This is a genomic window from Candidatus Symbiobacter mobilis CR (assembly GCF_000477435.1).
Taxonomy (GTDB): domain Bacteria; phylum Pseudomonadota; class Gammaproteobacteria; order Burkholderiales; family Burkholderiaceae_C; genus Rhodoferax; species Rhodoferax mobilis.
Window position 1 is genome coordinate 2,245,545 of sequence record NC_022576.1, and the last position, 24,937, is coordinate 2,270,481.

The 24,937-nt window shown below is 60.0% G+C and carries 17 protein-coding genes, 2 tRNA genes and 2 rRNA genes; 7 read left to right on the top strand and 14 right to left on the bottom strand.

Annotated elements, in window-relative coordinates:
• The first annotated feature begins 48 nt into the window (after positions 1-48).
• From CENROD_RS09215 to rrf, 4 genes are all read left to right on the top strand, one after another.
• Positions 49-125: transfer RNA gene (locus CENROD_RS09215), tRNA-Ile, on the top strand.
• Between the two features lie 39 nt (positions 126-164).
• Positions 165-240 (top strand) — tRNA-Ala (locus CENROD_RS09220).
• A gap of 331 nt (positions 241-571) precedes the next feature.
• Positions 572-3,454: ribosomal RNA gene (locus CENROD_RS09225) — 23S ribosomal RNA — on the top strand.
• Between the two features lie 98 nt (positions 3,455-3,552).
• Positions 3,553-3,665, top strand: a 5S ribosomal RNA gene (rrf, locus tag CENROD_RS09230).
• 242 nt (positions 3,666-3,907) lie between these two features.
• On the opposite strand, the gene CENROD_RS09235 is transcribed toward rrf, so the two are convergent.
• A complete protein-coding gene (locus CENROD_RS09235) occupies positions 3,908-5,275 on the bottom strand; it encodes a branched-chain amino acid ABC transporter substrate-binding protein (RefSeq protein ID WP_420795868.1) in 1,368 nt (455 codons plus the stop codon).
• The gene (locus CENROD_RS09240; protein WP_022775051.1) at positions 5,272-6,462 is read right to left on the bottom strand and encodes an amino acid aminotransferase; all 1,191 of its coding nucleotides are present in this window, start codon (positions 6,460-6,462) and stop codon (positions 5,272-5,274) included. Before CENROD_RS09240 ends, CENROD_RS09235 begins: the two co-directional genes overlap by 4 nt.
• Positions 6,463-6,659: 197 nt before the next feature.
• On the opposite strand from CENROD_RS09240, the gene uvrA reads away from it, so the two are divergent.
• A complete protein-coding gene (uvrA, locus tag CENROD_RS09245) occupies positions 6,660-9,611 on the top strand; it encodes an excinuclease ABC subunit UvrA (protein WP_022775055.1) in 2,952 nt (983 codons plus the stop codon).
• A gap of 64 nt (positions 9,612-9,675) precedes the next feature.
• Here uvrA and CENROD_RS09250 read toward each other — a convergent pair whose 3' ends face one another.
• Together CENROD_RS09250 and CENROD_RS09255 are read right to left on the bottom strand one after the other, a co-directional pair.
• Positions 9,676-10,887 (bottom strand): alginate O-acetyltransferase AlgX-related protein, encoded by a 1,212-nt coding sequence (locus CENROD_RS09250; protein WP_022775059.1) that lies wholly within the window; start codon positions 10,885-10,887, stop codon positions 9,676-9,678.
• 7 nt (positions 10,888-10,894) lie between these two features.
• Complete coding sequence (locus CENROD_RS09255; RefSeq protein WP_022775062.1) at positions 10,895-12,271, bottom strand: MBOAT family O-acyltransferase; 1,377 nt, start codon at positions 12,269-12,271, stop codon at positions 10,895-10,897.
• Positions 12,272-12,473: 202 nt separating this feature from the next.
• Here CENROD_RS09255 and CENROD_RS09260 point away from each other — a divergent pair, with 202 nt between their 5' ends.
• A complete protein-coding gene (locus CENROD_RS09260; RefSeq protein ID WP_022775067.1) occupies positions 12,474-12,908 on the top strand; it encodes a BLUF domain-containing protein in 435 nt (144 codons plus the stop codon).
• 64 nt (positions 12,909-12,972) lie between these two features.
• Here CENROD_RS09260 and CENROD_RS09265 read toward each other — a convergent pair whose 3' ends face one another.
• From CENROD_RS09265 to CENROD_RS09285, 5 genes are all read right to left on the bottom strand, one after another.
• Entirely contained in the window at positions 12,973-13,968 is a 996-nt protein-coding gene (locus CENROD_RS09265; protein WP_022775069.1) for an ROK family protein, read from the bottom strand.
• Positions 13,969-14,109: 141 nt separating this feature from the next.
• Positions 14,110-14,562, bottom strand: a complete 453-nt coding sequence (trxC, locus tag CENROD_RS09270; RefSeq protein WP_022775073.1) for a thioredoxin TrxC — start codon at positions 14,560-14,562, stop codon at positions 14,110-14,112.
• 12 nt (positions 14,563-14,574) lie between these two features.
• A complete protein-coding gene (gene argJ, locus CENROD_RS09275) occupies positions 14,575-15,804 on the bottom strand; it encodes a bifunctional glutamate N-acetyltransferase/amino-acid acetyltransferase ArgJ (RefSeq protein WP_022775076.1) in 1,230 nt (409 codons plus the stop codon).
• Between the two features lie 123 nt (positions 15,805-15,927).
• Positions 15,928-18,672, bottom strand: coding sequence for a preprotein translocase subunit SecA (gene secA, locus CENROD_RS09280; RefSeq protein ID WP_022775079.1), 2,745 nt, complete (start codon positions 18,670-18,672; stop codon positions 15,928-15,930).
• 174 nt (positions 18,673-18,846) lie between these two features.
• Positions 18,847-19,767, bottom strand: coding sequence for a M23 family metallopeptidase (locus tag CENROD_RS09285; RefSeq protein WP_022775083.1), 921 nt, complete (start codon positions 19,765-19,767; stop codon positions 18,847-18,849).
• 17 nt (positions 19,768-19,784) lie between these two features.
• Between CENROD_RS09285 and CENROD_RS09290 the strand changes: the two genes are divergently transcribed.
• On the top strand, positions 19,785-20,087 hold the full coding sequence (locus CENROD_RS09290) for a hypothetical protein (RefSeq protein ID WP_022775087.1): 303 nt from the start codon (positions 19,785-19,787) through the stop codon (positions 20,085-20,087).
• A gap of 68 nt (positions 20,088-20,155) precedes the next feature.
• On the opposite strand, the gene CENROD_RS09295 is transcribed toward CENROD_RS09290, so the two are convergent.
• From CENROD_RS09295 to grpE, 5 genes are all read right to left on the bottom strand, one after another.
• Positions 20,156-20,557, bottom strand: coding sequence for a type II toxin-antitoxin system VapC family toxin (locus tag CENROD_RS09295; protein ID WP_022775091.1), 402 nt, complete (start codon positions 20,555-20,557; stop codon positions 20,156-20,158).
• Positions 20,541-20,792: an AbrB/MazE/SpoVT family DNA-binding domain-containing protein gene (locus CENROD_RS09300; RefSeq protein WP_022775095.1), complete on the bottom strand. Its 252-nt coding sequence runs from the start codon at positions 20,790-20,792 to the stop codon at positions 20,541-20,543. The genes CENROD_RS09295 and CENROD_RS09300 overlap by 17 nt, the downstream gene beginning before the upstream one ends.
• Before the next feature lie 48 nt (positions 20,793-20,840).
• The gene (gene dnaJ / locus CENROD_RS09305) at positions 20,841-21,971 is read right to left on the bottom strand and encodes a molecular chaperone DnaJ (RefSeq protein ID WP_022775099.1); all 1,131 of its coding nucleotides are present in this window, start codon (positions 21,969-21,971) and stop codon (positions 20,841-20,843) included.
• 107 nt (positions 21,972-22,078) lie between these two features.
• Positions 22,079-24,022, bottom strand: coding sequence for a molecular chaperone DnaK (gene dnaK, locus CENROD_RS09310; RefSeq protein WP_022775103.1), 1,944 nt, complete (start codon positions 24,020-24,022; stop codon positions 22,079-22,081).
• Positions 24,023-24,202: 180 nt separating this feature from the next.
• Positions 24,203-24,829: a nucleotide exchange factor GrpE gene (gene grpE, locus CENROD_RS09315; RefSeq protein WP_022775106.1), complete on the bottom strand. Its 627-nt coding sequence runs from the start codon at positions 24,827-24,829 to the stop codon at positions 24,203-24,205.
• Positions 24,830-24,937 lie beyond the last annotated feature (108 nt).

Consider the following 24,937-nt stretch of genomic DNA (forward strand, 5'->3'; position numbering starts at 1 on the left):
AAGAGCCGCGCTGGAGACATCGGTGCTGGATTGGTGAGAAAGCCAAGCGGGTCTGTAGCTCAGTTGGTTAGAGCACCGTCTTGATAAGGCGGGGGTCGTTGGTTCGAGACCAACCAGACCCACCAGTGTTGAACGGGCGAACAAAGGAACTTGGCGGGACACGCGGGGGTGTAGCTCAACTGGGAGAGCGGCTGCTTTGCATGCAGTAGGTAGCGGGTTCGAGTCCTGTCACCTCCACCAAGTGCAAAGAGAAGGCGATGCCGAGGCGAACATTCCAAAGCTTTTGAAGAAGGTTTTGGAATGGTTTTGCTCATGGTTATGAAGTGAAGCGGAAAGATTATGCTAGCCGAAGAGGCTAGTAGGCTGTTCATTAACAATTTATGGAGAATGAAATTGTTGCTAATTGCGGTTGTGTATGGCGCGAGCCAGGCATGACGGAGTTAGTGACGAGATCTTGATTGCGTCGAACAAACATGTTGAAGAGACATGCTCTGGTATGAAGAGTACCAGGGAGGCGAAGAAGAGTGATGTGACCTGACGGAGATGGTCGGAAAGATCGTCAAAGTTATAGGGTCAAGTAATTAAGAGCATGTGGTGGATGCCTTGGCAATGATAGGCGATGAAGGACGTGGAAGCCTGCGATAAGCTTCGGGGAGCTGGCAACGAGCTGTGATCCGGAGATTTCCGAATGGGGGAACCTACCCTTTTGGGTATTCTTGCCTGAATATATAGGGCAAGAAAGCGAACCGGGTGAACTGAAACATCTAAGTAGCCCGAGGAAAAGACATCAACCGAGATTCCGAGAGTAGTGGCGAGCGAAATTGGAGAAGCCTGCAAGAGATAGCGGTTTTTTTAGCAGAACGATTTTGAAAGGTCGGCCGTAGTGGGTGATAGCCCCGTATGCGAAAAGAAGACCGTGGTACTGAGTTTGCGACAAGTAGGGCGGGACACGTGAAATCCTGTCTGAAGATGGGGGGACCATCCTCCAAGGCTAAATACTCATCATTGACCGATAGTGAACAAGTACCGTGAGGGAAAGGTGAAAAGAACCCCGGGAGGGGAGTGAAATAGAACCTGAAACCGCATGCTTACAAAAAGTAGGAGCCCGAGAGGGTGACTGCGTACCTTTTGTATAATGGGTCAGCGACTTACATTCAGTGGCGAGGTTAACCGCATAGGGAAGCCGAAGAGAAATCGAGTCCGAATAGGGCGTAATTGGAAGGAAACTTTCAGTTGTAGTCGCTGGGTGTAGACCCGAAACCAAGTGATCTATCCATGGCCAGAATGAAAGTGCTGTAACAGGTACTGGAGGTTCGAACCGACTAGTGTTGCAAAACTAGCGGATGAGCTGTGGATAGGGGTGAAAGGCTAAACAAACTTGGAAATAGCTGGTTCTCTCCGAAAACTATTTAGGTAGTGCCTCAGGTATTACCGCTGGGGGTAGAGCGCTGTTTTGGCTAGGGGGTCATGGCGACTTACCAAACCAATGCAAACTCCGAATACCAGCGAGTAGAGCCTGGGAGACAGAGCACCGGGTGCTAACGTCCGGACTCAAGAGGGAAACAACCCAGACCGCCAGCTAAGGTCCCCAAAATTGGCTAAGTGGGAAACGAAGTGGAAAGGCTAAAACAGTCAGGATGTTGGCTTAGAAGCAGCCATCATTTAAAGAAAGCGTAATAGCTCACTGATCGAGTCGTTCTGCGCGGAAGATGTAACGGGGCTAAGCCAGTTACCGAAGCTGCGGATTCGCAAGGAATTGCGAGTGGTAGGAGAGCGTTCTGTAAGCCTGTGAAGGTGCGTCGGGAGGCGTGCTGGAGGTATCAGAAGTGCGAATGCTGACATGAGTAGCGTTAAAGGGGGTGAAAAGCCCCCTCGCCGAAAGCGCAAGGTTTTCTACGCAACGTTCATCGGCGTAGAGTGAGTCGGCCCCTAAGGCGAGGCAGAGATGCGTAGCTGATGGGAAACAGGTTAATATTCCTGTACCGACGTGTAGTGCGATGTGGGGACGGAGAAGGTTAGCTCAGCCAACAGTTGGAATTGTTGGTTCAAGCCTGTAGTCGTACTGGGTAGGTAAATCCGCCCGGAATAGATGAGGGGTGATAACGAGGCAGCATGCTGCCGAAGTGAGTGATACCCTGCTTCCAGGAAAAGCCACTAAGCTTCAGCTACACGCGACCGTACCGCAAACCGACACTGGTGCGCGAGATGAGTATTCTTAGGCGCTTGAGAGAACTCTGGAGAAGGAACTCGGCAAATTGACACCGTAACTTCGGGATAAGGTGTGCCCTGAGTAGGTGAAGTCCCTAGCGGATGGAGCTGGAAGGGGTTGCAAAGAAATGGTGGCTGCGACTGTTTAATAAAAACACAGCACTCTGCAAACACGAAAGTGGACGTATAGGGTGTGACGCCTGCCCGGTGCTGGAAGATTAAATGATGGGGTGCAAGCTCTTGATTGAAGTCCCAGTAAACGGCGGCCGTAACTATAACGGTCCTAAGGTAGCGAAATTCCTTGTCGGGTAAGTTCCGACCTGCACGAATGGCGTAACGATGGCCACACTGTCTCCTCCAGAGACTCAGCGAAATTGAAATGTTTGTGATGATGCAATCTCCCCGCGGAAAGACGGAAAGACCCCATGAACCTTTACTGTAGCTTTGTATTGGATTTTGAACAGATCTGTGTAGGATAGGTGGGAGGCTAAGATGCAAGGTTGCTAGATCTTGTGGAGCCAACGTTGAAATACCACCCTGGTGTGTTTGAGGTTCTAACCTAGGTCCATAAGCTGGACTGGGGACAGTGCATGGTAGGCAGTTTGACTGGGGCGGTCTCCTCCCAAAGCGTAACGGAGGAGTTCGAAGGTACGCTAGTTACGGTCGGAAATCGTGACGATAGTGCAATGGCAAAAGCGTGCTTGACTGCGAGACTGACAAGTCGAGCAGGTGCGAAAGCAGGACATAGTGATCCGGTGGTACTGTATGGAAAGGCCATCGCTCAACGGATAAAAGGTACTCTGGGGATAACAGGCTGATACCGCCCAAGAGTTCATATCGACGGCGGTGTTTGGCACCTCGATGTCGGCTCATCTCATCCTGGGGCTGTAGCAGGTCCCAAGGGTATGGCTGTTCGCCATTTAAAGAGGTACGTGAGCTGGGTTTAAAACGTCGTGAGACAGTTTGGTCCCTATCTTCCGTGGGCGTTGCAGATTTGAGGAAGCCTGCTCCTAGTACGAGAGGACCGGAGTGGACACACCTCTGGTGTATCGGTTGTCACGCCAGTGGCATAGCCGAGTAGCTAAGTGTGGAAGAGATAACCGCTGAAAGCATCTAAGCGGGAAACTCGTTCCAAGATGAGATCTGCCTGAAGAGCCGTTCAAGACTAGGACGTTGATAGGTCGGGTGTGTAAGGCGTGTAAGCGCTTCAGCTAACCGATACTAATGGCTCGTTCGGCTTGACCCTATAACTTTGATAGGTCTTCCATCACCCAATTCGACTAGACACAATCAAGATCATCATCTCCGTAAATTGGTTCCCCCATAAAGGGAGCAAAAGTTTTGCCTGACGACCATAGCTTGGTGGTACCACCCCTTCCCTTCCCGAACAGGACCGTGAAACACCTTCGCGCCAATGATAGTGCGGATTCCCGCGTGAAAGTAGGTCATCGTCAGGCTACTATTTCAACAAAAAAGCCACGGGCATTTGCTCCGTGGCTTTTTTGTTTTGGGACTTAGAACCTATTGCAGTAGGCAGGCGAGCCGAAGCAGTGTGCGTGGCGCCGGAGGAATAGGTTCTTACGCACACGCACATTGTCCAGGCTTGGCGTACAAACAAAGACAGTACAAGACGGTACAGTGAGGCGGTACAACAACGCCGTGACGATTTTGTGTAAATCTTATTTTGTGATTGATTTTGTCATTGATGAGGCCGTCGCATTTTGCACGTCGTAGGCCGTTCGGTTTCTGCAGCATGCAGGGTGCGTAATACGCGAAATCCATATCCTGAACCTTCGACGTCATAGCGCACGCCTTTTGTTCCCTGTCTATCCATCACACCGACGACCAATGGTTGTTGGAACTGGTGATCATCGGCTCGCATTGCGGCAAGTTGCCCGTCTATCTTCGTATGGACTTGTTCCAGATTACGTGCCCATGCGAGGATATCTCCCCCTTTTGTAGTCTTTCCTTTTTCCTGTTTCTCCACCACTGAGGTACTCGCTTGATCGATGGCTTGCACAAGCAAATCGACCATCGTTTGCATCCGCAAATGAAAATAATCGTCAGCCGGCTGGGGAAAGCGCTGACGAAAGGCGCGATACATGGCTGCGCTGGAGGACGTGGTATCCGCAGCGGGAGCACCCCCGGCTCTAGTAACAGGCGCCTGGGCATTGGGCATCCATTCCGCCACGGCGATCACCTTGCCCACACCGGCCTCCCCCACAGCAGTGGGCACGCCCAGGGCGTTGCCATAAAAGGTGTAGAACGTTCCCGCAAATCCCACTTCGCGGGCAGCCTTGATCAACAAAGTCAAATCATTGCCCCAATTCCCCGTGAGCACGGCCTGCGCTCCGCTGGCGAGAATTTTGGTGGCATAGGGAAGAAAGTCCTTAATGCGCCCAATCGGGTGCAGCTCGTCGCCGACGATGCGAACGTCCGGGCGAACCTGCGCAAGCTGGGCGCGGACTTCGCGTGCAAAGGCGCGTCCGAAGCTGTAGTCCTGGCCGATCACATACACGCTGTGCAGCGTGGTATCCGTGCGCAGCACCGACATCAGCGCCGCCATGCGCATCTCTGCATGCGCATCGAAACGGAAATGCCAAAAACTGCATGACTCGTTCGTCAACGCGGGGTCAACCGCCGAGTAATTCAGAAACAGCACGCGCCGCGCCGGGTCGCGGTCATTGTGCTTGTCGATGGCATCGACCAGTGCTGCGGCGACCGCCGAAGAATTTCCTTGCAGCACGATGGGCGTGCCCCGGTCGATGGCAGCGCGCAGTGCAGTCAGCGCATCGTCGCTTTGCCCCTTGCTGTCATAACGGTCGAGCTGCAAAGGCACACGCTGCCCGTCGATCTGCACCCCACCTTGGGCATTGACACGGTCAACCGCCCATTGCAGATTGCGCAACACAGCCTGCCCAGCGTTGCTAAAGGGGCCGCTAAGCCCCTCAATCAGCGCAAGCCGCAAAGGCGCCGCAGCAGCTTCGGTAATCCCCAAAAAAAATGCGCTGCACAGGGCCACAGCCACCGCACAGCGCACGCGAGATGTCAGCAGGGAAACAGTCACATCACCTTTGCCATACATGCGCAGACGTAGTCGATGTTCTTGCCATTGAGGGCGGAAACGCAAATCCGTCCAGCGTCAGTGCCATAGATGCCAAATTCGCCGCGCAGACGAACCATCTGCTCCTTGTTCAGCCCGGAATAGCTGAACATTCCCACTTGCCGGGTGATGAATTGCATATCCCGCGCCACACCACTGGCAGCCAGTCCCTCCACAAGCCTTTGCCGCATTGCGCGGATCCGCAAACGCATCTCGCCCAGTTCCCGCTCCCACATCGCGGTCAGCTCAGGCTGCCCCAGCACGCTGGTGACAATGGCCGCGCCGTGCGTGGGCGGGTTGCTGTAGTTCGTGCGGATGGCGATTTTGAGTTGGCTGAGCACGCGCGCTGCTTCATCGCGATCGGCACACACCACGCTAAGCGCGCCCACCCTCTCCCCATACAAGCTGAAGCTCTTGGAAAAAGAGGTGGACACCAGAAAAGACAACCCTGACTGCGCGAACTTCGCGACGACAGCACCGTCCTCCTGCAACCCCTGGCTAAATCCTTGGTACGCCATGTCGAGGAACGGTACCAGCCTGCGGCTGCGCAGAATGCCGATGACCTCGTCCCACTGGGCGGGGCCGAGATCACAACCAGTGGGGTTGTGGCAGCAAGCGTGCAACAACACGATGGAGCCTTCGCGAGCAGCGCGCAAGTCTTCGAGCATGTCGCCGAACCGCACATCGTGCGTGTCGGGGTCGTAGTAGCGGTACGTGCCGACAGCGAACCCAGCGCGGGTGAAGAGCGCGCGGTGGTTTTCCCAGCTTGGGTCGGAGATCAAAATTTGCGCAGCAGGGAATTGCTGGCGGAGAAAATCCGCCCCCACCTTCAACCCACCTGTTCCGCCGAGGCTTTGGATCGTCGCCACCCGCCCGCCGGTCACGGAGTCGCTGTCTTTCCCGAAAACCAGGTGTTTGACTGCGGTGCAATAGGCAGGCATGCCGTCGATGGGCAGATAGCCGTGGGGCTTGGGTTCCATCGATTTTTCGACGGCCTGCACGCACTGCAACAACGGGAGCTTGCCTTCGTCATCCAGGTACACCCCCACGCCGAGATTGACTTTCGCGGGGTTGGGGTCGGCCTGATACTGTTCGGTCAACCCCAGAATGGGGTCGCGGGGAGCCATTTCGACGGTGGAAAAAAGGGACATGGGATATTCCTGAATCTACGTGGTTGGGCACAAAAGACCCCGCGTAGCTTGTGGCCTTGCGCGGGGTGCGCCGATGTTAGCAATTGCCCCAATGTAGTGCAGTGCCTGTTGTCATCCATTGCTACCCGCCGCCACACAACACCCTTCACCGCCACCCAACGCATATTCCCAGCCACACCATTCCCACAGCACCAACTATGTCTCAAGACTTTCTCCGTATCCGTGGCGCCCGCACCCACAACCTACGCAACATCGACCTCGACATCCCGCGCAACCAGCTTGTCGTCATTACGGGATTGAGCGGATCGGGCAAATCCAGCCTCGCTTTCGACACCCTCTATGCCGAAGGCCAGCGGCGCTATGTCGAAAGCCTGTCCACCTACGCCAGGCAATTCCTGCAGTTGATGGATAAGCCCGATGTGGATTCCATCGAGGGGCTGTCCCCCGCCATTTCGATCGAGCAAAAGGCCACCAGCCACAACCCGCGTTCGACCGTGGGCACGGTCACGGAAATTCACGACTACCTGCGGGTGCTGTTTGCCAGGGCGGGCACCCCCTATTGCCCCGAACACCGCATCGCCTTGCAGGCGCAAAGCGTGGGGCAGATGGTCGATACGGTGCTGGCCCTGGCGCCGGATACCCGGGTGATGATCCTTGCGCCGATAGCCCGCGCCCGCAAAGGCGAGTTCGCCGAGCAACTGGCGCAGCTCCAGGCGCAGGGATATGTTCGTTTCCGCATCGACGGCGCAGTCTGCGAAGCAGGCGACTTGCCCCACCTCAAGAAAAACGAGAAGCACGATATCGACGTCGTCCTTGACCGCATCAAAGTGCGTGCCGACGGTGCGGATGCCCTGCGCCAGCGCCTTGCGGAAAGTTTCGAGGCCGCATTGCGCCTCGCAGACGGGCGTGCCCTGGCCGTCGAGATGGATCGCACCGTGCGGGAGAACGAAGGTCTCCATAGCGAAGGGCGCGATACCCCGATCGAACACCCCTTTAACCTCCGTTTCGGCTGTCCGCACTGCGGGTACGCCGTTGGCGAGCTGGAACCCAAGCTGTTTTCGTTCAATTCGCCCATCGGTGCATGCCCCTCCTGCGACGGGTTGGGGGTGCAGGAGTACTTTGACCCGCAGCGCGTCGTTGAACACCCCGATCGCAGCCTGGCCGACGGCGCCATCCGGGGGTGGGACAAGTCCAATTCCTTCTACTTTGCGATGCTCGATAGCCTGGCGCAACACTACGGCTGCGATATTCACCTTCCCTTCTCGCAGTTGCCGCAACGGGTGCAGCAGGCGGTGCTGTACGGGTCTGGGGACGAAGACATCCTCTTTCGCTACAGCGTCGAATCGCGGTACGGCCAGCGCGACGTCGACAAAAAACACCCTTTCGAGGGAGTCCTGCCCAATATGCAGCGGCGCTATATGGACACCGACTCCGCAGCCGTGCGTGAGGCACTCTCCCGGCTACGCAGCGTGCGTGTCTGCCCCGAATGCGATGGAACCCGGCTGCGCGAACAGGCGCGGATGGTTCGCATTGGCGATGGTTCCGCAGCGCGCACCCTGGCCGAGCTGAGCCACTGTCCTCTGTCCGAATGCCTGGAGTACTTCCGTACCCTGCATCTGCCGGGGGTACGGGGGGAGATTGCAGCGCGCATCGTCCGCGACATCGTGCTGCGCCTGCAATTCCTGCAAGACGTGGGCTTGGGCTATCTCTGCCTGGATCGCAGCGCGGACACCTTGAGCGGCGGAGAGGCCCAGCGCATCCGCCTGGCCAGCCAGATCGGTTCGGGGCTGACGGGGGTGATGTACGTGCTCGACGAACCCAGCATCGGCCTACACCAGCGCGACAACGACCGGCTCATCGGCACCCTGCGCCACCTGCGTGACCTGGGCAACAGCGTGCTCGTCGTCGAGCACGACGAAGACATGATGCGCAGCGCGGATCACCTCATCGACATTGGCCCCGGAGCGGGGATACATGGGGGGCACGTGGTCGCGCATGGCACCGTCGACGAAGTTTGCGCCGTGCCGTCTTCGTTGACGGGCCAGTACTTAGTGGGCAGCCTGCGCATCGACGTTCCACCACAACGTCGTGCTGCACAGCGCGACAAGGACGGGGTACTGCGCGCCATGCTGGTGCAAGGCGCGCGGGGCAACAACCTCCGCAATATCGACGTGGCCTTTCCCGTCGGGCTGTTCACGTGCGTCACCGGGGTGTCCGGGTCCGGCAAATCAACACTCGTCAACGACACGCTGTACCGCAGCATGGCACGCGCGCTCTACAAGGCCCGGGAAGAACCCGCTCCGCATACCCGAATCCTGGGGTTGGAACACATCGACAAAGTCATCGACGTCGATCAATCGCCCATTGGCCGGACACCGCGCTCCAACCCTGCCACCTACACCGGGCTGTTCACCCCCATCCGCGAATTGTTGGCGGAGGTTCCTCTAGCGCGGGAACGGGGCTATGCGGCAGGGCGGTTCAGCTTCAACGTGTCGCAGTCCGCCGGGGGTGGGCGCTGCGAAGCCTGCGAGGGCGACGGGGTCGTCAAGGTTGAAATGCACTTTCTGTCGGATGTCTACGTGCAGTGTGAAGTCTGCGGCGGCAAGCGCTACAACCGCGAAACGCTGGAAGTGCTTTACAAAGGCAAAAACATCGCGGACATCCTCGACCTCACCGTCGAAGCCGCGCACGAATTTTTTGGCGCGATTCCTGCCATCGCACGGCGGTTGCGCACGCTGATCGACGTGGGGCTGGGCTACATCAAGCTGGGGCAGTCTGCCACCACGCTGTCGGGCGGGGAAGCGCAGCGCGTCAAACTCGCCCTCGAACTCTCGCGACGCGATACGGGCCGCACGCTCTACATCCTCGACGAACCCACCACCGGGCTGCACTTTGCCGACGTGCGCCTGCTGCTACAGGTGCTGCATCAGCTCTGCGATGCAGGCAATACGGTGGTGGTGATCGAGCACCACCTCGACGTCATCAAAACCGCAGACTGGATCGTCGATATCGGCCCCGAAGGGGGGAACGGCGGTGGCACGGTCGTCGGCACCGGCACGCCCGAACAACTCGCCATCCTGCCCCACAGCCATACTGGCCACTACCTCGCGCCCTATTTGCGTCGGCCTGGGGAGCCATGCCGTGGGTAAGGCGTGTGGGGCTTGGGGCGGGGAGCCGGGAATGCACAAGTGCTGTGCCCAGGCACCAGCGACGTTATAGGGGAGTGATCCCCAACCGCTCCCAATCGCGCTGTTCCGCATCGTCTGCAGGAGCGCAGAGCAGGCGTTCTGGAATTTCCCACAACAGCATCTGCGCAGGCGCGGAGCGGAAGGCGTCGTCATGCACATAGTCCGCCAGGGCGCGCCATACGCCTGCACCATCCGTCGCGGTGTTCAGGACTGGGGAAGACAGCGCTTGCTGTAGATGGCCGACAAAGTTGCCACGCAGCGAATACGAGGTGCCCGCCAGCGTGTAGGGCACGGCGTAGTCGCCAAGCAGGTCGTCCTGCGCATGGTCCTGCGCGTTGTCGAACAGATCGTCGCCAGCGGGGGATTGCAAGGCTTGGGTCGTCGTGTCGTGCTCAATGTCTGGCCTGGGGCGTGCCGATGCGGGGGCGTGTTCCAAGCCCATCAAGCGGATCAGGTCGCCAGGGCGTTCGCTGGGTGTGGGCGCGGTGGTGGTGGCAAAGGGCGTCGGGTTGGGCGTCGGGGTTGTCAAGGAGTTCGGCATCGATCCAGACGAGAACGCATCGTTGCGAACGGCATCCGCCAGCGCCTGCGCTGCCACCTGCGCTCCGATCTGGTTCCAGTGCGTATCGGTGCGGTAGTACACCTCGGCATTGCGCGCAGCGGCTTGCAGGGGGGCGAGCAGGTCGATGGTGTCGACCCCCGCAGCGCGCAGGGCTTGCAGAGCTTGGGCATAGCGTGGGCGCAGGGCATCCGGGTAGCCTGCCCAATACCAGGAATCCGCGTACAGCCGCGCCTTGTCGGGAACCAGCGCAACCTTGGTGCGAAGGCCTTGCCGATGCAGCCACTGTGTTGCCGAAGCAATGCGTGCGATGCGCCGTTCCATCGGCGCAGTCGGCCACACCTGCATTTCTTGGCGCAGAAACAACCACCCATCGCGCCCCACCAGCACCTGCTTCCCGCCGCCGTGCAACAGCAGGTAGCGCACGCTATTGGCTGCGGCGATGATTCCATCGCGGCCCGGCAGGGCTTGCTCCAATTTTTTTTCGAGTGCCGACGTGGTGCGGCCCGTGCGCAGATCGTCCCAAGTCGTGGGCAGTTCCCATTGCGAAATCTGCGGAAGCAGCGAAGCCATCATCGCCGCGCCCGAGCACACGACGGCAAGCAACACCGCAGCATCGGCCCACCAGCCGCGATGGGTCGGTGGGTCGCCAAGCCAGGATGGGGAAGCGTCTGCCATGGTGCCCTCAAAACTGGAAGTACAGGAACGGGGTGAAGGTGCCCGCGCACAGCGTCCCCACGGCCCATACAAAGGCGGGCAGAACGAGGAGCCGGGCTTGCGGGGGCGCATGGCGGCGCACCCAGGGTGCAGCGTAGACCCAGACGATGGCAATACCCATTACCAAGGCTTGGTCGATACCCACAGGCTCATGCAGCCCCCACCCCACGCCATTGCCACCGAACATCCCCATGACCATACGCCAGGCGCCATGGATGTCCGCAGCGCGAAACAGCACCCAGCCCAGCATCACCAGCAGCATCGTCCATGCCACCTGCACCGCACGGGGCAAAGTGGAAGGGCCATGGTACGTTCCCCGGTAGCGCTCTGCGGCAAGGATCGCGCCATGCCACGCACCCCACAACACGAATGTCCAGTTCGCCCCGTGCCACAACCCGCCGAGCACCATCGTCAAAAACAGATTGAAGTAGGTACGCACCGTCCCCTTGCGATTCCCGCCCAGCGGGATGTAGAGGTACTCCCGCAGCCATTGCGACAGCGACATGTGCCAGCGCTTCCAAAACTCGGTGATCGATGTCGAGGTATATGGATCATGGAAGTTTTGGGGGAACGTGAACCCCATCATCAGCGCCAGGCCGATGGCCATATCGCTGTATCCGCTGAAATCGAAGAAAAGCTGGATGGTGTAGGCCACGGTGCCAAGCCATGCGTCCCACAAACCAGGTGATGCCAAAGCAAAGGCGGCATCGGCAACCGGGGCAACGCTGTCGGCAATCAGTACCTTTTTGCAGAACCCCAACAGAAACAGGTGGCACCCTTGCGAGAACTTGCGCAGCGAATGCTCCCGGTGGCGGAACTGCTCGGCAAGCAAGTGGTACCGCAGCACCGGCCCGGCGACCAGATGCGGAAAAAGCGCGATAAATGCCGAAAAGTCGATCAGATCGCGTGCAGGCGGTGCTTCGCGGCGGTAGATATCGACGAGGTAGCTGATCGCATGGAAGATGTAGAACGACAGCCCGATGGGCAGCAAGATCGGCGTCCATGACAGGGTGGACATTCCCAACCCGGCAAGCAATGCGTTGAGTGAATCGACGCCAAAGTTGGCGTACTTGAAATACCCCAGCGCAGCCAAATTCAGCCCCACCCCTACGGCAAGCCAGCGCTTGCGCCATGCGGCTTCGCTGGCGTCCATGGCCAGCGCCAGCGCGTAGCTGCCGCACGTCACGCCGACAAGCAGCGCCAGAAAGTCCAGCCGCCACCAAGCGTAAAAAAACAGGCTGCCCAGCAGAATCCACAACGACCTGCCACGCTGGGGAACGAGGTAATACACCCCCAGGAACAAGGGCAGGAAAACGAACAGGAAGAGGAGCGAGCTAAAAACCATCGATGGAAGAGAGTTGGTTCAGCAAAGGCAGCTATTGGGAGCCCCATATCGCGAAGCGTAGTGCATTGGGCCTTGGGAGTACCATGGCGAAGGTGATGTGTAGCACACATCCCGGCGCACTGGGTGCACTCGCGGCGGCCCCTGTGATGCCTTGGCGCGAAGGGTCTGCATTGCCGCGATACCTTGCTGACGAGAGGGATGTATGGCCCAGATTCCGTTGATCCAATTGATCTACCGCAGCGATTTGGTCGGTCGCAGAGAAACCGAGATGGCTTCCATTTTGCAGTCCTGCCACTACCACAACAAAATCAATGGCATTACGGGGATGCTGCTCTATTCCGATGGCAGTTTTCTCCAAGTGCTCGAAGGGCAGCCAGAAGACGTGCATGAAACCTTTGACCGCATCTGCCGAGACCCTCGACACTGCAACATCGTGTTCATGACGGAGGAAGGGGTGGAAGAACGCAGTTTTGCGCACTGGAGCATGGGCTACATGCACCTCGGGCCTGAGCAGGTCGCGCAGTTCCCCAAATATGCGCGGTTCTTCCAATTCGGCTTCTCCGCGTCAGAACTACGGGACAACCCTGGTACGTCGCAAGAGCTGTTCCAGATGTTTCGCGGTAGCGCCCAAGATTGAGCGATGCGATTCCCTCGCCCATGCGCCGCCTATCCGCCGCCCATGCGCCGCGTATGCGCGCCGTTCAAGCCACCAGCGCCAGGGCGCCGTAGTCGCCGACGCGATCCCCCAGGCCGACGCTGACGATTTCGCAGCCGTCGGTCAATGCAGGCAATTTGCCCTGCACCACGCGGCGTAGGCGGGGGAGCAGATAGTCGCGGTGGTGCCAGTACACGCTGCCGCCAATGCTGATGCGTTCGAGGTCAAGCGTTGCTATCAGGTTGTAGAGCATGCGCCCCATGATGTCGCAAAGGTCGTCGATGATCGAGACGGCGCGGGCATCTCCGGCGTAGGCAGCGTTGAAGAGCGATGCCGCATTTGCGTACCCCATCGGGCCGAAGCGGCGTGTGATTGCGCTGCCGGAGACAAGCCCCTCCACATCGCCCAGGTTCCCGCACCCGCAGCGGGCAGAGTCGTCCCGGCTGACGAAGATGTGCCCGGCGTGCCCGGCGTTGCCGTTCTTGCCACGCAGCACGCGCCCTTCGACGCACAACCCCGTGCCGATGCCCGTGCTCCATGTCACATAAGCGCAGTGGCGTAGCGCGGAACCGGCCACGTGCAGCGCTCCCCAGCGGCGCTCAGCTTCGAGCGCGCCGACAGCGTCGTTTTCCACGCGCACAAAAGGGAACAGCTCGCGCAGCGGCGCTTCGATCGGCGCAGTCAGCCAGTCGTTGGGCAGCCCACTGGCTCCGTTGGCCAAGCCGCCGCAGAGGTTGGGGGCGGCCAATTCCAGAAACCCGTCTTGCACGACGAAAGGCCCGCACGAAGCCACGCCGACACGGCTGATTTGCTTGCGATCCAGCTTTGCCTGCGCAGCAGCGCGTTCGATCAACCCGATGACTTGCTTTGCCAGGGCATCCCGGCTTCCCTGCACGACCGTCGGTTCAACGATCTTTGCGCATTCCCCGTCTGCATCAGCAATGTGTACGGCTACCTTGGTGCCGCCAATATCGACGCAAGCCACGGGAGCACTGCCGGGGGGGAGGGATGGGAAAGGGGGGCAGGGGGTGGCTTGGTTCATGCTGAAGGGGTAAGGCGCCGCAAATGCGCAAAAGGGTTGCTGGGGAAAAAAGGGATGGCGATGGCTAGGACACTTGCGCGTGGCGGGGGCATCACTGCGCAGGGAGAAGGTACCCCGCAAGGGGCGGGTGAGGGCAGCCCTTCATGAGGCATCCACCGCACCCAGGTGCGATTGCACCCAGGCGACGATGTTTGCCGCGCTCATGGCGCCAGACTGGCGGGCCACTTCCCTCCCGCCGTGAAATAGCACGAGGGTGGGGATGCTGCGGATGCTGAAGCGGGCGCCCAGCGCACGGTGGGCCTCGGTATCGACCTTGGCCAGCCGGACCTGCGGTTCCAAACCTGCGGCAGCCTCTTCGAACCAGGGGGCCATTTGCCGACATGGGCCACACCATGGCGCCCAAAAATCGACGAGAAGGGGAATCTGGTTGCGTACAAGATGCTTGTTGAAGCTGGATTCATCAAGGGCTGCAGGGTGGCCGCCAAACAAGGGTTGGTGGCAGCTTCCGCAGTCGGGGGAACGCTGTATGTCAGTCCGAGCCACGCGGTTCGTCGTGTGGCACGCAGGGCAAACGATATGCAGGGAATCGCTCATGGTGCAAAGCCCTCAGGAACGGTAGTCTGCGTTGATGGACACGTAGTCATGGCTGAGATCGGTGGTCCATACCGTCTCGGATGCACCACCACGGTGCAGATCCACCCGCACCGTAATCTCGGATTGTTTCATGACGCGCTGCCCATCCTGCTCCCGGTACGCGGGGTGGCGGCCGCCATGCTGTACGACGTGGACATCGTCCAAATACACATCCACCGTGGCGGCATCAAGGTCTTCGATGCCGCCATTGCCCACCGCGCACAGAATCCGCCCCAGGTTGGGGTCGCTGGCAAAAAACGCCGTTTTGACGAGCGGCGAGCGTGCAATGGCCTGCGCCACTTGCTTGCACTCTGCGGCATTGCGCCCCCCATCGACCTGCACGGTGATGTATTTGGTAGCGCCTTCCCCATCGCGGACGATGGCCTGTGCAAGCCTTTGGGCGACGGGCAGCAGCAATCCCCACAGCGCCTGCCCTGCCGGGCTATGCAGCGAATCGATGGGAGTGTGGTGGGCGCGGTGCGTGGCGATGAGCACGAAGGAATCGTTCGTCGAGGTATCGCCATCGACCGTGATGCGGTGGAACGAGGCATCGGCCAGTTCGCGCACCAGCGTGGGTAGTAGTGCCGGGGCGATGCAGGCGTCGGTGGCAAGAAAGCCAAGCATCGTCGCCATATTGGGGTGGATCATCCCCGCGCCTTTGCAAATACCCGTGGCATGTACGGCAGCGCCGTCGATCGTGGCGCTGGAGGAAAAAGCCTTGGGGACGGTGTCCGTTGTCATGATCGCTTGCGCGGCATCGAACCAATGGTCGGGTTGCGCGTCGGCAATTGCTGCATCCAAGCCAGCAACGACACGATCAACCGGTAGCGGTTCGAGGATGACCCCGGTTGAAAACGGGAGCACTGCCTCGGCAGCGATACCTACCCGCTGCGCCAGCGCTTCGCAGGTGCGCAGGGCGTTGGCCAGCCCTGTCTCTCCCGTTCCGGCATTGGCCGTTCCGGTATTGACGAGCAAGGCACGCACCGCTGCGCTATGCGCCAGGTGTTGACGGCAAAGCTGTACCGGGGCGGCTGCGCAACGGTTGCGGGTGAATACCCCAGCCACGCTGGCACAGGGGTCCAGCAGCATCACGGTCAGATCCTTGCGATCGGCCTTGCGGATACCCGCTGCGGTAGTTCCCAGGCGCACGCCGGGAATGGGATGCAGGGTTGCGGGGTCGGGTGGGGGCAGGTGTACGGGCATGGGGTGCGCAGGGGAGAGGCCGAACAACGTATCGAAGCGTATAGGGCGTCGATGACAGTTTGGTGGGGCGTGTTGTGGAGCTTGGTGCGGGCAGTGATCAGGCCACTGGCGCGGCTATGGCGGCTACTTCAGCTTGCCGTGGCAGCGTTTGTATTTTTTGCCGCTGCCGCAGGGGCACAGCTCGTTGCGGCCGATGCGGCGGGTGGCCGGGGCAACGGTGCTTTCGTCGAGGCTGGTTTCTACCTCGCCGGTTTCAGTAGGGGCAATGTAGGTGACGTTGCTGATCTGCTCGGCGCGGCTTTCCATTTCCGCAGCGGCTTGCGCGGCTTCTTCGTCCGAGCGGATGCGCACCGTCATCAGGATGCGTGTGACTTCGTTGCGAATCGTGTCGAGCATTTGGCCGAATAGCTCGAACGCCTCGCGCTTGTATTCCTGCTTGGGTTGCTTCTGCGCGTACCCACGCAGGTGAATGCCTTGGCGCAGGTAGTCGAGCGAGCTGAGGTGTTCGCGCCAGTTGGCGTCGATGCTTTGGAGCAGCACCATCCGCTCGAAAGACGTGAAATGCTCGCGGCCAATAGTCGTTACCTTGTCCTCGTACTGCGCGTGGGCCTTTGTGCAGACGGTGATGACGACTTCCTCGTCGGTGATCGACGCAGCCTCCTGCACATGTTGTTGCAGGGCGAGGTCCATCTGCCAGGATTCGCGCAGCACTTGTTCCAGCCCCGCCAAATCCCATTGCTCTTCGACCGACTCGGGCGGGACGAACTGGCGGACGAGGTCGCGAAAACACCCTTCGCGCAAGGCGCGTACCTGGGGGGCCAAGTCTGTGGCGTCGATGATCTCGTTGCGCTGCTGGTAGATGACCTTGCGCTGGTCGTTGGCAACGTCGTCGTATTCCAGCAGTTGTTTGCGGATGTCGAAATTCCGCGCCTCGACCTTGCGCTGTGCGCTTTCGATGCTGCGCGTCACCATCCCGGCTTCGATGGCCTCGCCCTCGGGCATCTTCAGCCGTTCCATGATTGCCTTGACACGGTCGCCGGCAAAGATGCGCAGCAGGGTGTCATCCAAGCTCAGGTAGAAGCGCGAGGAACCGGGGTCGCCCTGGCGGGCACAGCGTCCGCGCAACTGGTTGTCGATGCGGCGGGATTCGTGCCGTTCGGTCGCGATGATCCGCAGCCCGCCCAGCGCAGTCACTTGCTCGTGATCCTTAAGCCAGCGTGTACGGACGATCTCGGCACGCTGATGCTTTTGCTCGGCGTCGAGCGCCTCGTCTTCCTCAATCGCTTCGAGGATCTTGGCGACGTTGCCACCCAGCACGATGTCCGTCCCCCGCCCGGCCATGTTGGTCGCGATGGTGATCATCTTGGGGCGGCCCGCCTGCGCGATGATTTCCGCCTCCTTGGCGTGTTGCTTGGCGTTGAGCACCTGGTGGGGGAGCTTTTCCTTGGTCAGCAGCGCAGAGAGGATTTCGGAGTTCTCGATCGACGTCGTCCCCACCAGCACGGGCTGGCCGCGTTCGTAGCAACTGTGGATGTCTTCGATGGCCGCCTTGTACTTTTCCTGCGTGGTTTTGTAGACGCGGTCGAGCTGATCGACGCGGCAGCAAGGACGGTTGGGGGGGATGATGACTGTTTCCAGCCCGTAGATTTCCGAGAACTCGTAGGCCTCGGTATCCGCAGTCCCGGTCATTCCCGCAAGCTTGGAGTAGAGCCGGAAGTAGTTCTGGAAGGTGATCGAGGCCATCGTCTGGTTCTCGGGCTGGATCGAGACGCCCTCTTTCGCTTCGACGGCCTGATGCAACCCGTCGCTCCAGCGTCGGCCCGGCATCAGCCTGCCGGTGAATTCGTCGACGATGATGACTTCGCCGTTCTGCACGACGTAGTGCTGGTCGCGGTGGTACAGGTGCGCTGCACGCAGCGCCGCGTACAGGTGGTGTACCAGCGAGATGTTCGCGGGGTCATACAGGCTCGCCCCCTCGGGGAGCAGCCCGATTTCGGCGAGGACGCGCTCGGCCTTTTCGTGGCCCTGCTCGGTCAGAAAAACCTGGTGGTTCTTTTCATCGACGGTGAAATCCCCAGGCTTGGTGATGCCCTCGCCAGTAATGGGGTCGGCCTCTCCCTCCTGCCGTTCGAGCTGGGGAACGACGCGGTGGATCGTGACGTACACGCCGGTGTGGTCTTCGGCCTGCCCGCTGATGATGAGCGGGGTACGCGCTTCGTCGATCAGGATCGAATCCACCTCGTCGACGATGGCGTACTGCAACCTGCGTTGCACCCGGTCTGCGGCTTCGTAGACCATGTTGTCGCGCAGGTAATCGAAGCCGTATTCGTTGTTGGTGCCGTACGTGATGTCGCACTGGTATGCAACCTGTTTGTCCTCGCGCGGCATCTGCGGCAAATTGACCCCCACCGTCAGCCCTAAAAAGCCGTAGAGCTTGCCCATCCACTGCGCATCGCGCTGGGCCAGGTAGTCGTTGACTGTGACGACATGCACGCCCTTGCCGAGCAGGGCGTTGAGGTAGACGGCCAGCGTCGCGGTCAGCGTCTTGCCTTCGCCGGTGCCCATTTCGGCGATCTTGCCGTTGTGCAGCGCCATGGCGCCGAGCAACTGGACATCGAAGTGGCGCATCTTCATGACACGCTTGGAGGCTTCGCGAACGACGGCGAAGGCTTCCGGCAATAGTGCGTCCAGGCTTTCCCCCTGCGCCAGCCGCGCGCGAAACTCCGGCGTTTTGGCTTGCAGGGCTTCGTCCGTCAGGGCTTCCAGCCCCGGTTCGAGCGCATTGATGCGGGTGACGACGGTGCGGTATTTCTTGAGCAGGCGGTCGTTGCGACTTCCGAAAATCTTGGTCAGCAGGCGGATGGGCATGGAAGCGGAGCGCACAGAAAACCCCGCATGGGGGCGGCCTGCGACGCGAAAAAAGTGAAGGAATGGAGGAGGAAAGCGCGGAATAAGCGGCAAAGCAGGTGGCTTGCCACCGCGTACATGCGTGCGCTACAGCACGCTACAGCGCGCTACAGCCGCAAAATTTTATCTGGGGGCTTACTTTGGCGCGCCGATGGAAGCCACAGCAGTTTGCAGCGCCGCGCCGCCTTGCGCCAGAAAGCGCTCTGGGTCCTGCGCGGCACCGTCCACCAGCACCTCGAAGTGCAAATGCGGCCCGGTGGAACGGCCCGTGTTACCGACTGCGGCAATCTTCTGCCCGCGCCGCACCAAGTCGCCCTGCTGCACGAAAACTGCCGAAGCATGGGCATACCGGGTGTGGATGCCTTCGCCATGGTCAATATCGACCATGTGACCGTATTCGGGGTGGTGGGCACGCGCCACGATCACGCCGCCCGCTGCGGCGAAGATGGGGTCGCCCACGGCGCCACGAAAGTCCATCCCCTGGTGCATGGCGCTGCGCCCGGTAAAGGGGTCGATGCGCCAGCCAAACGGCGAGCTGACCACGGCCTGTTCCACCGGATGCTGCGTTGGCAGGGGGATGTGCTGCATCACATTCCACTGCCCGTCGATGTCGGCGAGCTTTTGGGTGCCGGTGTCAGCCCGTTCCCGCAGCGAATCAAGCAGGGAATGCATCGATGCAACCGACAGCGCAGGCCCGGGAACCCAGATACCGCCCACCCCCAGCCTGTCCTGCAACGCGGGCAGCCCGGCCTGGCTTTCCAAGCGCTGGCCCAGCGATTCCATCTGTAGCACCCGCACTTGCAGCGTGCCTACCTCCCGCGCAAGCACATCAACCTGTTCTTGCAACACCCGTTGCCAGTCTTCCCCCACAAGCTGATGCACCAGTGCGCCGACTGCCGTCTCCGGGTAGAGCACCCCCAGGCGCAGCACTGCGTGATACATCCCCGCTCCCAGCGTGGCGCATAGCAATGCCACAATGACCGCCCACCCCAGCACCTGCGTCGGCCCCAGGTAGCGCACGCGGCCAGCCGCGTCATTCACGATCATCCACTGCATCGTTTGTCCTTTCAACCATGCATTCTGCACGAACCGTTCTCGAAGCCGGGCAGGATCACCCCGGGCTGGCAGCACTGTTGGAACGCGCCAGAGGTTCCGCAGCAAGGCTGAACGCCGTGCGGGACGTGATTCCCGAAGCATTGCGCCCCGCAGTGGAGGCAGGCCCCCTCGATGCCACAACCTGGTGCCTGCTGCTCGATAACGGCAGCACCGCAGCCAAACTGCGCCAGCTTTTGCCCGCCATGCACGAACGGCTCGAAGCCGTGGGGATGGGGGTCGAAGCGATCCGGCTCAAGGTGCGGCGTGGTGGGCGGGGGTAGGGCCATGGGCGGGCTGGAAGCTCGCCCCTACATGGTGCGGTGCGATAGTGTGTCGGCCGACCAGACCATTACGCCCAGTTCTCTACTGTCAACCCTGGCACCCGCTCGAATTCACGAACATTGTGGGTGACCAGCACGGCGTTTTCGGCCAATGCATGGGCAGCAATGAGCATGTCCATATTGCCGATAGGTTGTCCCCGTCGTTCCAAGGTGGCGCGCAAGCGAGCGTAGTGGTCCGCAGCATGCGATGTCCAGGCCAAAACATCCAGTCGACTGGTGAAGTTGTCGATTTCCGCAAAATACAAAGTCGAGCGAGTGGGGTGGCGGGCTGCGCCGTAACGCAATTCGGCAAGCACGACGGCAGAAATGGCAAGGTACTCCGGGCCGATGCTTTCGAATCGGCGCTGTACCGTCACTGGCAGCGTACGCATCACATAGCTGCAGATATTGGTGTCAAGCATCCAAATCATGGGGCCATTGCCGATCCTGAGGCGGTTCGTCTTGCCGATCCAGCAGGAAATCCGTCGGCATTGCTGGCGTGCGTGCAAAAAAATCGTCCCAAGTCTTGGGTTTGGGTTTGGGTTTGAGGATGACGGCATTCCCCTGTTTTTCGATGTACACCTCTTGGCCCTCGAACCGGAATTCCTCGGGCAGGCGCACGGCTTGACTACGTCCGTTACGGAATAGTTTGGCGGTTTGTTGCATGGGGTACATCCAGCGGGTGCATCGGGCGGTGGCGGAAAAATGTACACCTCAACTAAAAAAGCTCTTGAGCCGATCCGTCCAGCTATCCCCGTTGGGCGAGTGCTTACCACCGCCGCGTTTGAGTGACTCGTCTAGCTCGCGTAGCAGCTTGCGCTGATGCTCGGTGAGCTTGACGGGGGTTTCGACGAGGATGTGGCAATACAAATCGCCGGGGTAGCTGGACCGCACCCCCTTGATGCCCTTGCCGCGCAGCCGGAATTGCTTGCCGGTCTGCGTACCTTCGGGGATGTCGATCACGGCTTTGCCCGCAAGCGTGGGCACGTCGATCTCGCCGCCCAAGGTGGCGGTGATGATGCTGATCGGCACCGAGCAGTGCAGATCGTCCCCATCGCGCTCAAAGATGTCGTGCTTCTTCAGGCGAATCTCGATGTACAGATCCCCCGGCGGGCCGCCATTGACGCCCGGCTCCCCATTGCCCGCGCTGCGAATGCGCATTCCGCCGTCGATCCCCGCCGGAATCTTGACTTCGAGCGTCTTCTGCTTTTTGATCCGGCCCTGGCCGTGGCAACCCACGCAAGGCTCGGCGATGAGGCGGCCCGAACCACGGCACGTGGGGCACGTCTGCTGCACGCTGAAAAAGCCCTGACGCATTTGCACCGTCCCCGCGCCGCCACAGGTTGCGCAAGGCTTGACCTGCGTTCCCGGCTTGGCCCCGGAGCCGTGGCACAGCTCGCAAGTCTCCCAACTTGGGATGCGAATCTGCGCATCCTTGCCCCGCGCGGCTTCTTCCAGCGTGATTTCCATGGCATAGCTCAAATCGCTGCCACGGTACATCTGGCGCCCCCCGGCGCGGGAACGAGACTGGCCGAACATCTCGCCAAAGATGTCGCCAAAAGCCTCGGCGAACCCACCGTAGGCATCGGCCCCGCCAGGCCCGCGCATGTTCGGATCCACCCCGGCAAAGCCATGCTGATCGTAGGCGGCGCGCTTCTGCGCGTCCGACAGCATCTCGTAGGCTTCCTTGGTTTCCTTGAACTTCTCTTCGGCGGTTTTGGCAGCTTCACCCTGGTTGCGATCCGGGTGGAACTTCATCGCCAGCTTGCGATAAGCCTTTTTGATTTCCTCGTCCGAAGCGTTCTTGGGAACCCCCAGAACCTCGTAATAGTCTCTCTTTGCCATGGTTTCACTGTGCCTGGTTATTCACCAGAATGTGTTTCGAGGTGGGCACCCGAACAAGGGAACCCGTTTGGGATTTCGTCCCACCCCACCTGTGCAGATACACCGCATCAAGGTTTTTTGACTTCCTTGACCTCCGCGTCCACGACGTTGTCATCCGCATGCGCGCCTTCCGCAGAGCCGCTCGCAGCGTCTTGCGATGCCGTGGCATCCTGCGCGGCATTTTTGGCCTGCATGTCGGCGTACATCTTTTCCCCCAGCTTTTGGCTGGCCGTCATCAGCGCGGCGGTTTTGTCGTCGATGGCTGCTTTGTCGTCGGTCTTGACCGCTGCTTCCAGCGCCTTCATGGCCTGCTCGATCTTTTCCTTTTCCGACGCATCGATCTTGTCGCCGTATTCGGCCAAGCTCTTGCGCACGCTGTGGATGCTGGCTTCGGCTTGGTTGCGAGCCTGGATCAGCTCCAGCTTGCGCTTGTCTTCGGCAGAGTTCATCTCCGCATCCTTGATCATCTGCTGAATCTCGCCTTCCGACAGGCCCGAATTTGCCTTGATCGTGATCTTGTTTTCCTTGCCCGTGCCCTTGTCTTTGGCGCCGACGTGCAAGATGCCGTTGGCATCAATGTCGAAAGACACCTCGATTTGCGGAACGCCGCGCGCAGACGGGGGAATCCCTTCCAGATTGAATTCGCCCAGCAGCTTGTTCCCCGTTGCCATATCCCGCTCGCCTTGGTAGACCTTGATCGTGACGGCGGGCTGGTTGTCTTCGGCGGTCGAAAACGTTTGCGAGAACTTGGTCGGGATCGTCGTGTTCTTGGCGATCATTTTGGTCATCACGCCGCCTAGCGTCTCGATCCCCAGGCTCAGGGGGGTGACGTCGAGCAACAACACATCGCTACGGTCGCCGGAAAGCACTTGCCCTTGGATTGCCGCGCCCACCGCCACGGCTTCGTCGGGGTTCACGTCCCGGCGGGGTTCGCGGCCAAAGAATTCCTTGACCTTCTCCTGCACCTTGGGCATACGGGTCATCCCGCCGACGAGGATGACGTCGTGAATTTCCCCAACGCTGATGCCAGCGTCCTTGATCGCGATACGGCACGGGCCCATCGTGCGGTCGAGCAGGTCTTCGACCAAGGCTTCGAGTTTGGAGCGCGACAGCTTGATGCTGAGATGCTTCGGCCCCGCCGCATCCGCAGTGATGTAGGGCAGATTGATATCGGTCTGCGCGCTGCTGGACAACTCGATCTTGGCCTTTTCCGCCGCTTCCTTCAGCCGCTGCAGGGCCAGCACATCCTTACTCAGGTCTACGCCTTGCTCTTTCTTGAACTCGGAAATGACGTAATCGATGATCCGCTGGTCAAAGTCTTCCCCGCCCAGGAACGTATCCCCGTTGGTCGACAGCACCTCGAACTGCTTTTCGCCATCGACATCGGCGATTTCGATGATGGAGATGTCAAACGTACCGCCGCCCAAGTCGTAGACGGCGATCTTGCGGTCACCCTTCTCGCTCTTGTCCATGCCAAAAGCCAGCGCAGCGGCAGTCGGCTCGTTGATGATGCGCTTGACATCCAACCCGGCGATGCGCCCGGCGTCTTTGGTCGCCTGGCGTTGCGCGTCGTTGAAGTACGCGGGGACGGTGATGACGGCTTCCGTCACCGTCTCGCCAAGGTAATCCTCGGCGGTTTTCTTCATCTTGCGCAGCACTTCTGCGCTGATCTGCTGCGGCGCCATGCGGTTACCGCGCACTTCCACCCATGCGTCTCCGTTGTCTGCGGCAGCGATCTTGAAGGGCATCAGATCGATGTCCTTCTGCACTTCCTTTTCTTGAAACTTGCGCCCGATCAGCCGCTTGACCGCATACAGCGTGTTTCTGGGGTTCGTCACAGCCTGGCGTTTGGCAGGCGCGCCGACGAGCACTTCCCCGTCTTCCTGGTACGCAACGATCGAAGGCGTAGTCCGTGCGCCTTCCGCGTTTTCGATGACTTTGGGGTTGTTCCCCTCCATGACAGACACGCAGCTATTGGTCGTGCCGAGGTCGATACCGATGATTTTTGCCATGATGTTTTTTTTCCTAGGTTGAGTGGGCAACAGGCCCAGCGAAAGAGTGAATGGTCGATAACTACCCAATTGCGGGCGCCATGCCGAAATTCAAGCCGGTGTACCACCCCTCTCCCACCGGGAGAGGGGCAGGGGGTGAGGGAAAAGGGTGAGGGAAAGGTGTGAGGGAAGACAAAACAGTCACTTGGCCGCGCTGACCGTCACCAAGGCAGGCCGCAACACCCGGTCTGCAATCAAAAACCCCTTCTGCAACACCGTCACGATCGTATTGGCCTCTTGCTCAGATGCCACCACGCTGATCGCCTGGTGCAAGTGGGGGTCGAACTTGGCTTGCGTGGGCGGATCAATGGCAACGACCTTGTTGCGCTCCAGCGCGCTCAACAACTGGCGCATCGTTGCATCCACCCCTTCGCGAATCTGCTCCAGACTGCCATCCTTCACCCCCAAGGCCGCATCCAGGCTGTCGAATACAGGCAGCAGGCTTTCTGCAAAGCTATCAATCGCAAACTTGCGCACCTTGCTGATTTCCTCCTCGGCGCGACGGCGGGCGTTGTCCGCCTCAGCTTTGGCACGCAGAAACTGGTCTGCCAGTTCGGCGCTTTTGGTGCGTAGCTCGGCAAGGTCGGCCTGTGCCTTGGCCAGTGCGTCGGCAGCGAATGCGCCGACAGCGCCAACCGGGGCGGAAGTAGCGGTAGCAGCAGTGCTGCTGGCTGGGGCTGCATCGGCCAGCCCGCCATGGGCGGCAGGGTCTTCCGCCGCAGCGGCGTACACAGCGCCAGGAGTATGGGAAAACGTGGAATCGGTCATGCCTGTTCGGGTTATGTTGAGAAAACGAACGTCATACGTGGCGCCGTGGCGCGGAAATTTCAAGTGCGCTTTCCAGTACACGCAGCCGACAGTGCCAGAATAGCCCCT